The organism is Pseudomonas sp. 34 E 7, assembly GCF_900005715.1.
GTDB lineage: Bacteria > Pseudomonadota > Gammaproteobacteria > Pseudomonadales > Pseudomonadaceae > Aquipseudomonas > Aquipseudomonas orientalis_A.
The window spans coordinates 13,716-28,064 of the sequence record NZ_CVTX01000073.1 but is presented as its reverse complement, the minus strand read 5'-3'; the positions used below and the strand labels follow the sequence as shown (position 1 = coordinate 28,064).

Here is a 14,349-nt window from a genome sequence, read left to right as displayed (position 1 = left end):
CCATGCAACTGGCGCCCCAGGCGTGGCCGCACTGGCTCAAGCAAGAGCCGCCGAGCCCCTGCGCGCAGTACTGCCGGCCACGACGCGGCAGCTCGCCGGCCATCTGGAGTTACTGGCAGTGGGAGCCGGGGGTATGGGTCAACCAATGGCGCGAGGTGTGCGTGGACGAGAAGTTGTTGCCGTATTTTTCAACGCTGCCGGCCAACGTCTACAAGGTCGAGGCGGACAAGCAGATGATCGCCTTGTACTGGGGCGAGAAGGGCGATGCGAGTGTGTTGAAGGATATTGATGCGCTGCTCAAAGCCCTGGCCTGACATAACCCACTCATTGTAGGAGCGAGCTTCCTCGCGAAAAACCCGAGAGCGACGCGTTAAACCTGAGTCCGCTGCGTTATGGTTGGCGATTTTCGTGAGCAAGCTCGCTCCTACAGAAAACCGGAAGGCCGGGCAATAAAAAGCCCGACTCATCATCGGGCTGGAGTTGGCCAGGCAGGCCGGTAAATCCTCAAGTTGCGGTTAGCCTAGCCGTCTATCCCTTTCTGTACAGGCTTTTCCCCTACCTTTCCTATTATTGATCCTGTGAATAGTTAAATATTGACGGGTTGCTATCCTGCGCTTCGGGTTCTGAACTGACTGGAAAGTCGCGTTTTTCCTAGTCTTTGGAGCGATTGACAATTGCCCGGAATTGGATGAAGGTGGCGTACCCAAATCAAACGGGCGTATGAATTGAGCGTTTGTCCTACAGACAGCTCTGACATAACCCCGACTATCGCACTGGCGGGTGTGCCTGGCGGATTGGCGTGAGCATTGATGCAGGTGTCAATGTCCAACCAGAGGCCAGCGTCCGGTGTGTACTGTTCAGCTTCCATATCGTGGAGATCAGTTGATGATTTACGAAGGTAAAGCCATCACGGTTAAGGCTCTTGAAAGTGGCATCGTCGAATTGAAATTCGACCTCAAGGGTGAGTCCGTCAACAAGTTCAACCGTCTAACCCTGAACGAATTGCGTCAGGCCGTAGACACCATCAAAGCAGATGCTTCGGTCAAGGGCGTGATCGTCTCCAGCGGCAAGGACGTGTTTATCGTCGGCGCTGACATCACCGAATTCGTCGACAACTTCAAGCTGCCCGATGCCGAGCTGGTGGCTGGCAACCTTGAAGCCAACAAGATTTTCAGCGATTTCGAAGACCTCAACGTACCCACCGTGGCTGCGATCAACGGTATCGCCTTGGGCGGCGGCCTGGAAATGTGCCTGGCGGCGGACTTCCGCGTCATGTCGGCCACTGCCAAAATCGGCCTGCCTGAAGTCAAGTTGGGTATCTACCCGGGCTTTGGCGGTACCGTGCGCCTGCCGCGCATCATCGGTGCCGACAACGCCATCGAATGGATTGCCGCCGGCAAGGAAAACCGTGCTGAAGACGCGCTGAAAGTCGGTGCTGTCGATGCTGTGGTTGCCCCGGACAAACTGGCCGAAGCTGCGCTGAACCTGATCAAGGGCGCCATCAGCGGCGAATTTGACTACAAGGCCAAGCGTCAGCCGAAGCTGGAAAAACTCAAGCTCAACGCCATCGAACAAATGATGTCGTTCGAAACCGCCAAGGGTTTCGTGGCTGGCCAGGCCGGCCCGAACTACCCGGCGCCGGTTGAAGCGATCAAGACCATCCAGAAAGCCGCGAACTTCGGTCGCGACAAGGCGCTGGAAATCGAAGCTGCCGGTTTCGTCAAACTCGCCAAGACCTCTGCTGCGCAGAGCTTGATCGGCCTGTTCCTGAACGATCAGGAACTGAAGAAAAAGGCCAAGGCCTACGACGAAATCGCCCGCGACGTGAAACAGGCCGCCGTACTCGGCGCCGGTATCATGGGCGGCGGTATCGCCTATCAATCGGCGTCCAAAGGCACGCCGATCCTGATGAAAGACATCAACGAGCACGGTATCGAGCAGGGCCTGGCGGAAGCCGCCAAGCTGCTGGTAGGCCGCGTTGATAAAGGTCGCATGACTGCTGCGAAAATGGCTGAAGTGCTTAACGGCATTCGTCCTACGCTGTCCTACGGCGATTTCGGCCACGTCGACCTGGTGGTCGAAGCGGTTGTCGAGAATCCGAAGGTCAAGCAGGCGGTATTGGCTGAAGTCGAGGCCCAGGTCAAAGACGACACCATCCTGGCCTCCAACACCTCGACCATTTCCATCTCGCTGCTGGCTCAGGCCCTCAAGCGCCCGGAAAACTTCGTCGGCATGCACTTCTTCAACCCGGTGCACATGATGCCGCTGGTGGAAGTGATCCGTGGCGAGAAGTCCAGTGAACAGGCGGTGGCCACCACCGTTGCCTACGCCAAGAAAATGGGCAAGAACCCGATCGTGGTCAACGACTGCCCGGGCTTTTTGGTCAACCGTGTGCTGTTCCCGTACTTCGGCGGTTTCGCCAAGCTGGTCAGCGCCGGTGTGGACTTCGTGCGCATCGACAAGGTCATGGAGAAATTCGGCTGGCCCATGGGCCCGGCGTACCTGATGGACGTGGTCGGCATCGACACCGGCCACCATGGTCGCGACGTCATGGCTGAAGGTTTCCCGGACCGCATGAAAGACGACCGTCGTTCGGCGATCGACGCGCTGTACGAGGCCAAGCGCCTGGGTCAGAAGAACGGCAAGGGTTTCTACGCCTACGAGGCCGACAAGAAGGGCAAGCAGAAGAAAGTGGCCGACCCGTCGGTGCACGAAGTGCTGGCCCCGGTCATCTACGAACAGCGTGAGGTGTCGGACGAAGACATCATCAACTGGATGATGATCGCCCTGTGCCTGGAAACCGTACGTTGCCTGGAAGACGGCATCGTCGAGACCGCCGCCGAGGCCGATATGGGCCTGGTGTACGGTATTGGTTTCCCTCCATTCCGTGGTGGTGCGCTGCGTTACATCGACTCGATCGGTGTGGCCGAGTTCGTTGCCCTGGCTGACAAATACGCTGATTTGGGCCCGCTGTACCACCCGACCGCGAAGCTGCGTGAGATGGCCAAGAACGGCCAGAGCTTCTTCGGTTAAGCGCCCAATCGACTAGAGCGAGAATATTTATGAGCTTGAATCCAAGAGACGTCGTGATTGTCGACTTCGGTCGCACGCCGATGGGCCGCTCCAAGGGCGGCATGCACCGCAACACCCGCGCCGAAGACATGTCGGCGCACCTGATCAGCAAGCTGCTGGAACGCAACGTCAAGGTTGACCCGAACGAGGTCGAAGACGTGATCTGGGGCTGCGTCAACCAGACCCTGGAGCAGGGCTGGAACATCGCGCGCATGGCGTCGTTGATGACCCAGATCCCGCACACCGCGGCCGGCCAGACCGTGAGCCGCCTGTGCGGTTCGTCGATGAGCGCGCTGCACACCGCTGCGCAAGCGATCATGACCGGCAACGGCGATGTGTTCGTGGTCGGCGGCGTGGAGCACATGGGCCACGTCAGCATGATGCACGGCGTCGACCCTAACCCGCACATGTCGCTGTACGCGGCAAAAGCCTCGGGCATGATGGGCCTTACCGCGGAAATGCTCGGCAAAATGCACGGCATCACCCGTGAAGCCCAGGACGCGTTCGGCCTGCGTTCCCACCAACTCGCCCACAAGGCGACCGTGGAAGGCAAGTTCAAGGATGAAATCATCCCGATGAACGGCTATGACGAGAACGGTTTCCTGAAACTGTTCGACTACGACGAGACCATCCGTCCGGACACCACCCTGGAAAGCCTGGCGGCGCTCAAGCCGGCTTTCAACCCCAAGGGCGGCACCGTGACAGCCGGTACGTCGTCGCAGATCACCGATGGCGCTTCGTGCATGATCGTGATGTCGGCGCAGCGTGCCCAGGACCTGGGCATCCAGCCGCTGGCGGTGATTCGCTCGATGGCCGTAGCGGGTGTGGACCCGGCGATCATGGGCTATGGTCCAGTACCGGCCACGCAAAAAGCCTTGAAGCGCGCAGGCCTGACCATCTCCGATATCGACTTCTTCGAGCTCAACGAAGCCTTCGCTGCACAGGCCCTGCCAGTGCTGAAAGATCTGAAAGTACTCGACAAGATGAATGAGAAGGTTAACCTGCACGGCGGCGCGATTGCCCTGGGCCACCCATTCGGTTGCTCCGGTGCCCGCATCTCCGGCACATTGCTTAACGTGATGAAGCAAAATGGCGGCAACCTTGGGGTTGCAACCATGTGCATTGGTCTCGGCCAAGGCATTTCCACCGTCTTCGAACGCGTTTAATCGTTCGCTTGACGGAAGCCGGGGCCCAGTGCCCCGGTTTTTGTTTTTTGGAATTTTTAATATTTTTTTCAACAAATTTTGTACGAGGGCCAGAGCATGAAAGTCGAACCGGGGCTCTACCAACATTACAAGGGGCCGCAGTACCGCGTTTTCAGCGTGGCACGGCACTCCGAAACCGAAGAAGAAGTGGTGTTTTACCAAGCACTGTATGGCGAATACGGCTTTTGGGTGCGTCCCTTGAGTATGTTCCTGGAGACCGTCGAAGTTGACGGCGAGCAGGTCCCGCGCTTTGCTTTGGTCCAGGCCGAACCCAGTCTTTTTTCAGGGCAATAACGGCAGGTCGCGCAGAATGCTGCGCTTGACCTCATCTTGTTGCCACTATATATAGCGTTGCCGCGACAGGCGCCAACTGCCTTTCACTTCTCGAATTCAGGAATTTTCCGATCCATGGGCAAATCGCTGGTCATTGTGGAATCCCCGGCTAAGGCCAAGACCATCAACAAGTACTTGGGCAACGAGTACGTGGTGAAGTCGAGTATCGGCCATATCCGAGACCTGCCCACCAGCGGTTCGGCTAGCGCCAGCAAGGAGCCTGCCGCCAAGCGCGGCAAGGCGGCTGCGGGCGAAGGTCCGGTGCTCACCCCTAAAGAGAAAGCGCGCAAGCAGCTGGTCTCACGCATGGGTGTTGACCCGGACCATGGCTGGAAGGCCAAGTACGAAATCCTTCCGGGCAAGGAAAAGGTCATCGAAGAGCTGCGCCGGCTCGCCAAGGATGCCGACACCATCTATCTCGCAACGGACTTGGACCGCGAAGGGGAGGCTATTGCCTGGCACCTGCGGGAAGCCATTGGCGGCGACGACAGCCGCTACAAGCGCGTGGTGTTCAACGAAATCACCAAGAAAGCCATCCAGGAAGCCTTCTCCAAGCCGGGCGAACTGGACATCGACCGTGTCAACGCCCAACAGGCCCGGCGTTTTCTCGACCGCGTGGTGGGCTACATGGTCTCGCCGCTGCTGTGGGCGAAAATCGCCCGTGGCCTGTCGGCCGGCCGTGTGCAGTCGGTTGCGGTCAAGCTGGTGGTGGAGCGTGAGCGCGAAATTCGTGCGTTCAACCCCGAAGAATACTGGGAAGTCCACGCTGACCTCGGCACCGCCAAGGGCAACAACGTGCGCTTTGAAGTGGCCCGCGAGAACGGCGAGGCGTTCAAGCCGCTGAACGAAGCCCAGGCCATGGCTGCACTGGAGAAGCTCAAGGCCTCCAGCTACAGCATCGTCAAGCGTGAAGACAAACCGACCAGCAGCAAGCCGTCGGCGCCGTTCATCACCTCCACTCTGCAACAGGCCGCGAGCAACCGCCTGGGCTTTGGTGTGAAGAAGACCATGATGATGGCCCAGCGTCTGTACGAAGCGGGCTACATCACGTACATGCGTACCGACTCGACCAACCTGTCGCAAGACGCGGTGGCGATGGCGCGTACTTATATCGAAAGCGAATTCGGCAAGAAGTACCTGCCGGAAAAGCCCAACGTCTACAGCAGCAAGGAAGGCGCCCAGGAGGCTCACGAAGCGATTCGTCCTTCCGACGCCAACACCGAGCCGAGCAAGCTCAGCGGCATGGAGCGCGACGCTGAACGCCTCTACGAGCTGATCTGGCGCCAGTTCCTGGCCTGCCAGATGCTGCCGGCGCAATACTTGTCCACCACGGTCAGCGTGGGGGCGGGCGACTTTGAGCTGCGTGCCAAGGGCCGCATCCTCAAGTTCGACGGTTATACCCGCGTAATGCCGCAAATCGCCAAGCCAGGCGACGACGATGTACTGCCGGATATGGCGCAGGGCGATACGTTGAAGCTGATCAAGCTTGATCCGTCGCAGCACTTCACCAAGCCGCCGGCGCGCTATTCGGAAGCCAGCCTGGTCAAGGAGATGGAGAAACGCGGTATCGGTCGTCCTTCGACCTATGCGGCGATCATCTCCACGATTCAGGACCGTGGCTACGTGGCGCTGCACAACCGCCGCTTCTATTCGGAAAAGATGGGCGATATCGTCACCGAGCGTCTGTCCGAGAGCTTCTCCAACCTGATGGACTACGGCTTCACCGCCGGCATGGAAGAGAACCTCGACGACGTGGCCCAGGGCGAACGCGACTGGAAAAACGTGCTGGACGAGTTCTACGGCGACTTCAAGAAGAAACTCGAGGTGGCCGAGAGCCCCGACAGTGGCATGCGCGCCAACCAGCCGGTCATGACCGACATTCCTTGCCTCACCTGCGGTCGGCCGATGCAGATCCGTACGGCATCCACCGGCGTGTTCCTGGGGTGCTCGGGCTACAGCCTGCCGCCGAAAGAGCGCTGCAAGGCTACCGTCAACCTGGTGCCGGGCGATGAAATCGCCGCGGACGACGAGGGCGAATCCGAGTCGCTGGTACTGCGTGGCAAGCACCGTTGCCCGATCTGCAGCACGGCGATGGATGCCTATCTGCTGGATGAAAAGCACAAGCTGCACATCTGCGGTAACAACCCGGATTGCAACGGCTACGAGATCGAAGAGGGCACCTACCGCATCAAGGGCTACGAAGGTCCGAGCCTGGAGTGCGACAAGTGCGGCAGCGAGATGCAGCTCAAGACCGGGCGTTTCGGCAAGTTCTTCGGTTGCACCAACCCGACCTGCAAGAACACCCGCAAACTGCTGAAAAGCGGTGATGCGGCGCCGCCGAAGATGGACCCGGTGAAGATGCCCGAGCTCAAGTGCGAGAAGGTCAACGACACCTATATCCTGCGCGACGGTGCTTCGGGCCTGTTCCTGGCCGCCAGCCAGTTCCCGAAAAACCGCGAGACCCGTGCACCGCTGGTGCTGGAGATCGTGCCGCACAAGGACGAGATCGATCCCAAGTACCACTTCCTGTGTGAAGCGCCGAAGAAGGACCCGGATGGTCGCCCAGCCGTGATCCGCTATAGCCGCAAGACCAAGGAGCAGTACGTGCAGACCGAAGTCGACGGCAAGCCTACCGGATGGAAAGCGTTCTACGACGGTGGCAAGTGGAAGGTCGAGGACAAGCGCCAGGGCGCTTGATTGAGTGATCCTGGAAATACAAAGGCCGCCTTTATAGGCGGCCTTTTCTTGGTGTGTAGGAGCGAGCTTGCTCGCGAAGGTCGTTAACGATGACGCGAGAAATCTGATACACAGTGGTTCTCTAAAGTTTTTCGCGAGCAAGCTCGCTCCTACAAGCCAGCATCAGGCCTAATTCGTTGTGGAGATTGCCGTCATGGCCAACGAACTCTATACCCGTACCAATCAGAAAATTTACTTTGCGGGTTTGTCCCTGGAAGCCCTTGGCCGTGCCGAGGTGGGGAAGGAGATGAATGCCATTGCGCTGGTCCAGGCGGGGCGTGAAGCCGCTTTGTTTCACCTGTACGGCGCCTTGCTGGGTCTATGCCATGAAATCGCCGGGTTCTACCGTCTGCCCCAGGCAGGTTCGCCCCGTGCTGAAATGATCATGACCCGCGAAGTGTTGGAAACCATGGCTATTCCGGAATTGGCCGAGTTGGTGGAAATGGCCCAGAGTCCGGACAGTTGGCTAGCACGCCTGCTCAAGGCGCATGCCGACATGTTCCAGCCGCCCCGCGTCCCCCATGTACCCAAGGGTGATGTGACGCAGCCATTGATCGTGGCGGTTGCATTGGAGGCAGATGAACCCAAGCCCTTGAGCCGCGAAGAGCTGGAAAGCTGGCGCCAGGAGCTTAAAAAGCTGGCATTGCGCTTTCGCGAAGGCCTGGCCGAGTGCTGAGCGGGCAAGCCTGCACGCGACAACACTGATATAATCCCACGCTTTCGTGGAGAACAGACTTTTATGCCAACGTCCTTTCTGGAAATTGTTGAACTGCCTGACGGCCGAATCGAGCTGCGCCGGGCTGAGGACGAAGGTTCTCTGGTTACCCTGGACTTCTCCGAAGACGCAAAAGCGTTCCTGCAAGGCCAGCATGTGGAAGTGGCTAAAGCCATGTTGAGCGTTGGGGTGCAAATGGCGGGTCGCCTGGCTGAAGGCGAGCCGGAAAAGGACGATGGTCCAAGGGTTCTTCACTGAGCCCGTTGTAACCCGCTCATCCCTTATCCCAGTCGAATATTCAAACTCTGCGCATCACCTGTGTGTGCGGCACCGATCAACTGCTGCTTGGCCGTTGCGTTCAACGGGTTCAACCAGCTCACGACGGTATGGCTACGGCCCAGGCGCAAGGCTTCACACGTCAATTGTTGAGCGCTTTGTGCGCCCCGCGGCTGCAGCAACAGAATCCTTTCGCGGTTGAGGCCGGCATCCCGTAGCCAGGCCTGGGTCAGGCTGGCGGGCGGGGCGATCAGGGTCAACCAGCGCGCGTCCTGCTCCTCACTGAGTTCGCGAAGGATTGGCGCCAGCAGGCTCAAGCAGCTCCCGGCAGCACCACGCAACGACAATTCACTGAATACCTCGGGTTCGCAGCTCCAGGGCGCTTCGACCGTTTCCTTGAGGATGGGCGCAAGCGGTTGAGCCATGAAGGCCTCGAACAGCGACAGTTGTGTGTGTTGTGGGGTGTGCACGAGCTGCATGATGTCTCCTTTAGCGGCGAATGACGCCGACACTCAAGCCTTCGATCACCAGGTCCTGGTCTTTGAGGTTCACTTCAATGGGCGCGAACTCCGGGTTCTCGGCCATAAGCCAGACCTTGCTGCCTTCACGCTTGAAGCGTTTGACGGTGACTTCATCGCCGATCCGGGCCACGACGATCTGGCCATTGCGGGCCTCACGGGTGGTGTGAACGGCCAGCAGGTCGCCGTCGAAAATACCCACGTCCTTCATGCTCATGCCATGCACACGTAGCAGGTAGTCGGCGCGAGGATGGAAGAAGGTCGGGTTGATGTTGCAGGATTCCTCGACGTGCTGCTGCGCCAGGATCGGCGCACCGGCGGCCACCCGACCAATGATCGGCAGTGTCGATTCGTCGGCCTTGGCTTCGAAACCCGGGATGCGAATACCGCGTGAAGCCCCCGGGGTCATCTCGATCGCACCTTTGCGAGCGAGGGCCTTGAGGTGTTCTTCAGCGGCGTTGGGAGACTTGAAACCCAGTTCCAGCGCAATTTCGGCGCGTGTCGGTGGATAACCGTTGTCATCAAGGCAGCGCTTGATAAAAGCCAGAATCTCAGCTTGGCGTGGCGTCAGTTTTAGCATGTTGATCGCTCTGTCTTTTTATACAGTGACTGGGATTATATACAGTGAATCGCGCTTGGCAATCATCCTTTTTTGCGGCTCCGCTGGACGGTCATTCATCAGCTGCGCCGGGAGGCGAAGACAGCGCTGCCTACAGACGGTGGGGGATGTGATTAAATAGCGACGAAACAGGTGACTGCCCGGCCGGAAAATGGGCGCGCAGGCTTGACAAGACATACCCTGAAACGTATGTTTCAAACAAGTGTTTGTCAGGCGGAGTAGCCATGGCCCAGTCGGAAACCGTTGAACGCATTCTCGATGCTGCCGAGCAGTTGTTCGCGGAAAAAGGATTTGCTGAAACTTCATTGCGGCTGATCACCAGCAAGGCTGGGGTCAATCTTGCCGCCGTGAATTATCATTTCGGCTCAAAAAAGGCCCTGATCCAGGCGGTGTTCTCGCGCTTTCTGGGGCCGTTCTGCGCCAGTCTCGACCGTGAGCTCGAACGTCGCCAGGCCAAAGCCGACAACAAGCCCAGCCTGGAAGAACTGCTGGAAATCCTCGTTGAGCAAGCGCTGGTGGTTCAGCCACGCAGCGGCAACGACCTGTCGATCTTCATGCGTCTGCTGGGCCTGGCGTTCAGCCAGAGCCAGGGCCACTTGCGACGTTACCTGGAAGACATGTACGGCAAGGTGTTCCGTCGCTATATGTTGCTGGTCAACGAAGCGGCCCCGCGCATCCCGCCCATCGAACTGTTCTGGCGCGTGCACTTCATGCTCGGCGCCGCCGCCTTCAGCATGTCCGGGATCAAGGCATTGCGCGCGATTGCCGAGACCGATTTCGGCGTCAATACCTCCATCGAGCAGGTGATGCGCCTGATGGTGCCATTCCTCGCCGCAGGCATGCGCGCCGAAACCGGCGTGACCGATCAGGCCATGGCCGTGGCCCAATTGCGCCCGCGCAGCAAATCCACGCCGGCCCTCGCCAAGGTTTGACCGCTGCGGGTGTGCGTGGCCGCTTGCATCCGCTAAGCTAGCCGCCATGCCGATTTCAGCTCTTTACGCGCAACCCGTTGTGCTTACCGTATCTGGTAGGAATGACGGCTTGTGCGCGTTATTTAAGGAAGGTTTATGACTGCTGCCCTGCAAGGTTCTTTGATGGTCGACGTTGCCGGTACCTGGCTGACGGCCGAGGATCGCCATCTGTTGCGCCAACCTGAAGTGGGCGGCTTGATCATTTTTGCGCGCAACATCGAGCACCCGCGCCAGGTCCGCGAGTTGAGTGCGGCGATCCGTGCGGTGCGCCCGGACCTGCTGCTGGCGGTCGACCAGGAAGGCGGACGCGTGCAGCGCCTGCGCCAGGGCTTCGTGCGCCTGCCGGCCATGCGCGCGCTGGCGGATAACCCCAACGCCGAGCATCTGGCCGAACAGTGTGGCTGGGTCATGGCCACCGAAGTGCTGGCCGTGGGCCTCGACCTGAGTTTCGCCCCCGTGCTGGACCTTGATTACCAGCGCAGCGCCGTGGTCGGCACCCGCTCGTTCGAAGGCGATCCCGAGCGCGCCGCCGTGCTCGCCGGTGCCTTTATCCGTGGCATGAACAGCGCCGGCATGGCGGCCACCGGCAAGCACTTTCCCGGCCACGGCTGGGCCGAGGCCGATTCCCACGTCGCGATTCCCAATGACGAGCGCAGCCTTGAACAGATTCGCGCCAATGACCTGGTGCCGTTCGCGCGCCTGAGCAAGCAATTGGCCGCCGTGATGCCGGCGCATGTGATCTACCCGCAGGTGGACAGCCGGCCGGCCGGTTTCTCACGCCGCTGGTTGCAGGACATCCTGCGCGGCGAGTTGCAGTTCGACGGGGTGATCTTCAGTGATGACCTGTCCATGGCGGGCGCCCATGTGGTGGGCGATGCGGCGAGTCGAATCGAGGCGGCACTGACGGCGGGTTGTGACATGGGGCTGGTGTGCAATGACCGTGCGGCTGCCGAACTGGCGCTGAGCGCGGCGCAGCGGATGAAGGTCACCCCGTCGGCGCGGATTGCGCGTATGCGGGGTCAGGCGATTGCCTCGACAGACTACAAGCAGGACCCGCGTTGGTTGACAGCGCTTACCGCGTTGCGGGATGCGCAGTTGATCGACTGAAGACGGCGTCGCGCCTATCGGGGGCAAGCCCCCTCCCACACATTGAATTGTTAATACATACAAATGTGGGAGGGGGCTTGCCCCCGATGGCGATCCAACAGTCAGCGTTTTTCCTGCTTATTGGGCAACGGCGCAAACAGCGCCTCGATATCCTCATTACCCAACTGCCAGTCCCCGGTGGTCCGCCCATCCAGCACACCCGCCGCCAGGTCGGACTTCTCCTTCTGCAAGTGCTGGATTTTCTCCTCTACCGTGCCCCGGGCAATCATTTTGTACACGAACACCGGCTTCTCTTGCCCGATGCGATACGCGCGGTCGGTGGCCTGGTTTTCGGTGGCGGGGTTCCACCACGGGTCGTAGTGGATCACGGTGTCGGCTTCGGTCAGGTTCAGGCCGACGCCGCCCGCTTTGAGGCTGATCAGGAAAATCTGCAGCTTGCCGCCCTGGAAGTCCTTCACCGGTGTGCGCCGATCACGGGTCTGGCCGGTCAGCAAGGCGTAGGCGATGTCGCGTTTCTTCAGTTCGACCTCAATCAAGCTCAGCATCGAGGTGAACTGCGAGAACAGCAGAATCCGCCGCCCCTCGGCAAACAACTCCTCGAGCATCTGCATCAGGCTGTCGAGCTTGCCCGAGCTGCTGCCACGGGCGGGCAGGGTGGCTTCGTTGACCAGGCGCAAATCGCAGCACACCTGGCGCAATTTAAGCAGTGCCTCAAGGATGATGATCTGGCTGCGGGCCACGCCCTTGCGGGTAATCTCGTCGCGGACTTTTTTATCCATGGCCAGGCGCATGGTTTCGTACACGTCGCGCTGTGCTTCATTAAGATCGACCCAGTGGATGATCTCGGTCTTGGGCGGCAGTTCCGTCGCCACCTGCTCCTTGGTGCGGCGCAGCAGGAACGGCTTGATCCGACCGTTGAGGTGCTGCAGTCGCACTTCACTGGCGCGTTTTTCAATCGGTACGCGGTAATCGCGGTTGAAGCTTTTCACGTCGCCCAGCCAGCCCGGCAGCAGGAAGTGGAACAGCGACCACAGTTCGCCCAGGTGGTTTTCCAGCGGCGTACCGCTCAGGCACAGGCGCTGCCGTGCATTGAGCTCACGGGCCGCTTGAGCCGCCTTGCTGGTGGGATTCTTGATGTATTGGGCTTCATCGAGAATGAGCACGTGCAAGGGCAGGGCGGCGAGTTGTTCAATGTCCTTGGGCAGGAGGGCGTAAGTGGTGAGCAGCAGGTCGTAGTCCTGCAGGTTGGCGAAATGTTTCTTGCGCCCGGCACCGTACAGCGCTTGTACCCTCAGTTGCGGGGTGAAATGCGCCGCTTCATCGAGCCAGTTGGGGATCAGGCTGGTGGGCATCACCACCATGCACGGCCTGTCCAGGCGCCCGGCGGCTTTCTCCGTAAGAATATGCGCAAGGGTCTGCAAGGTTTTACCCAGGCCCATGTCATCCGCAAGAATTCCACCCACCTCCAATTGGCGCAGCGACTGCATCCAGCTCAGGCCCTCCAACTGGTAAGGGCGCAAGGTTGCGTTCAAGCCTTCCGGCGCCACGCAGGTGAAATCCTTGATGTCGCGCAGACGCTGGGCAAAGTTGCGGATCTTCTCGCCGCCTTCCCATTGCAGAGGCAGGTCTTCCAGCGGGTTCAGGCGGATCGCGTCGGCTTTGGCCAGGCGCAACGTGGTGGTGCCGGCTTCCTGGAGGTAGAACTCGCCGAGGGTCGCCAGCACCGGTTTCAAGCGCCCATAAGGCAGCGCCACCTGCAGCGGACCGTGGCCGTTGGGCAGGCCGGGAATATTCACCAGGATGAGTTCATCATCGCGACGTCGGGCGAGTTTTTCCGGATTGAGAATTTCGGTGTGGGAGCGCATCAAGTTGAGCAGGATCGGCAGCAGGCTCAGCCGTTCGCCGTTGACGATAATTCCCAGCTCCAGGTCGAACCAGTCACGCTCGGGGGCTTCATCGACGCTGGCGTACCAGTCGTCCACGGGGCTCAGGTCGAAACCGAAGTCTTCATCGATCTGCAGCTCCCAGCCCTCGGCCCGCAGCGCGGGGGATGCGTTGAGGGTGAAATTCAACCAAGCGCTGTCATTGACCATCTCGAACAGTTCGCCGGCACTCTCCGGCAGGGCCTTGCTCTGGCGCGTGGCGATCTTGAAGCCGAGCAGGCGCAGTTGCTCGCGATACGGTTGTTCCAGCTCCGGATGGCGCTTGATGCGCAGGCTCTGGGTTTCCTGGCGCACGATGATGTCGGCGTTCTTTTGCCCGCTGACGTAATTGCCCTGGTAGTTGAACGACAGCGCCGCGCGATGCTGGATGTAACGCTGCATCTTGCCATTGCGCGGTTCGAACGCGCTGAACTCCACGCTGGCCAGCCACAGGCGCGGCACGGGGCGCACGTCTTCCATGACCACCTGCGGCAGCACCACGCGATTGTCCAGTACCGCCTGGAGTTTGCCCAGCAGCTCGGCATCCTGGGCCGCCGCCGGGTAGGCCAGGGTTTCCTGGACCTTGAGCAGCACCGCCGCGATGTGTTTGCAATTGGTGTGCACCGGGCAGGTACAGCGGCTGTCCACCAGGATCAGCATGCCCTTGGCCGATTCGCGCAACGAGATGGTTTGCCGGTACACGTTGCCGCCCGAACCCTCGCAACTGGCGGTGATGGTGCTGTCGCCGGACTCGACGATGCGCACCCGATTCTCCAGCGCATAACGGCGCCCGCGCTCCAGGCTTTGCTCCTTGAAGCGATTGGCCCATGACGGGGCCAGGGGTTTGGTCAGCGATGACGTCAGGGGCATGGCGC

General features: G+C 60.0%; 12 protein-coding genes. 9 read left to right on the top strand and 3 right to left on the bottom strand.

Going from position 1 to position 14,349, the window contains the following annotated elements; all coding sequences use genetic code 11:
- The 7 genes from BFP96_RS03520 to BFP96_RS03490 all read left to right on the top strand — a co-directional run.
- The coding region (locus BFP96_RS03520; RefSeq protein WP_065935590.1) for a hypothetical protein at positions 1-314 on the top strand (314 nt) is incomplete at its 5' end.
- A 571-nt stretch (positions 315-885) separates the two neighbouring features.
- A complete protein-coding gene (gene fadB, locus BFP96_RS03515; RefSeq protein ID WP_065893529.1) occupies positions 886-3,033 on the top strand; it encodes a fatty acid oxidation complex subunit alpha FadB in 2,148 nt (715 codons plus the stop codon).
- A gap of 29 nt (positions 3,034-3,062) precedes the next feature.
- Positions 3,063-4,238, top strand: a complete 1,176-nt coding sequence (gene fadA / locus BFP96_RS03510; protein WP_024074080.1) for an acetyl-CoA C-acyltransferase FadA — start codon at positions 3,063-3,065, stop codon at positions 4,236-4,238.
- 96 nt (positions 4,239-4,334) lie between these two features.
- Entirely contained in the window at positions 4,335-4,571 is a 237-nt protein-coding gene (locus tag BFP96_RS03505; protein WP_065886336.1) for a DUF1653 domain-containing protein, read from the top strand.
- A gap of 114 nt (positions 4,572-4,685) precedes the next feature.
- Positions 4,686-7,307 carry a type I DNA topoisomerase gene (gene topA, locus BFP96_RS03500; RefSeq protein ID WP_065935589.1) on the top strand — a complete coding sequence of 874 codons (2,622 nt, stop codon included), beginning with the start codon at positions 4,686-4,688 and terminating at the stop codon, positions 7,305-7,307.
- A 193-nt stretch (positions 7,308-7,500) separates the two neighbouring features.
- Complete coding sequence (locus BFP96_RS03495) at positions 7,501-8,022, top strand: DUF6586 family protein (RefSeq protein ID WP_065893531.1); 522 nt, start codon at positions 7,501-7,503, stop codon at positions 8,020-8,022.
- Between the two features lie 63 nt (positions 8,023-8,085).
- Positions 8,086-8,319: a hypothetical protein gene (locus BFP96_RS03490; protein WP_026136850.1), complete on the top strand. Its 234-nt coding sequence runs from the start codon at positions 8,086-8,088 to the stop codon at positions 8,317-8,319.
- A 23-nt stretch (positions 8,320-8,342) separates the two neighbouring features.
- Here BFP96_RS03490 and sulA read toward each other — a convergent pair whose 3' ends face one another.
- Both sulA and lexA read right to left on the bottom strand, forming a co-directional pair.
- Positions 8,343-8,816 (bottom strand): SOS-induced cell division inhibitor SulA, encoded by a 474-nt coding sequence (sulA, locus tag BFP96_RS03485; protein WP_065895936.1) that lies wholly within the window; start codon positions 8,814-8,816, stop codon positions 8,343-8,345.
- A gap of 10 nt (positions 8,817-8,826) precedes the next feature.
- Positions 8,827-9,435 (bottom strand): transcriptional repressor LexA, encoded by a 609-nt coding sequence (lexA, locus tag BFP96_RS03480; protein ID WP_017137423.1) that lies wholly within the window; start codon positions 9,433-9,435, stop codon positions 8,827-8,829.
- Between the two features lie 263 nt (positions 9,436-9,698).
- Here lexA and BFP96_RS03475 point away from each other — a divergent pair, with 263 nt between their 5' ends.
- Positions 9,699-10,406, top strand: coding sequence for a TetR/AcrR family transcriptional regulator (locus BFP96_RS03475; RefSeq protein ID WP_065886340.1), 708 nt, complete (start codon positions 9,699-9,701; stop codon positions 10,404-10,406).
- Between the two features lie 135 nt (positions 10,407-10,541).
- The gene (gene nagZ, locus BFP96_RS03470) at positions 10,542-11,552 is read left to right on the top strand and encodes a beta-N-acetylhexosaminidase (RefSeq protein ID WP_065935588.1); all 1,011 of its coding nucleotides are present in this window, start codon (positions 10,542-10,544) and stop codon (positions 11,550-11,552) included.
- A 101-nt stretch (positions 11,553-11,653) separates the two neighbouring features.
- On the opposite strand, the gene BFP96_RS03465 is transcribed toward nagZ, so the two are convergent.
- A complete protein-coding gene (locus BFP96_RS03465; protein WP_065935587.1) occupies positions 11,654-14,344 on the bottom strand; it encodes a DEAD/DEAH box helicase in 2,691 nt (896 codons plus the stop codon).
- Between the last annotated feature and the right edge of the window lie 5 nt (positions 14,345-14,349).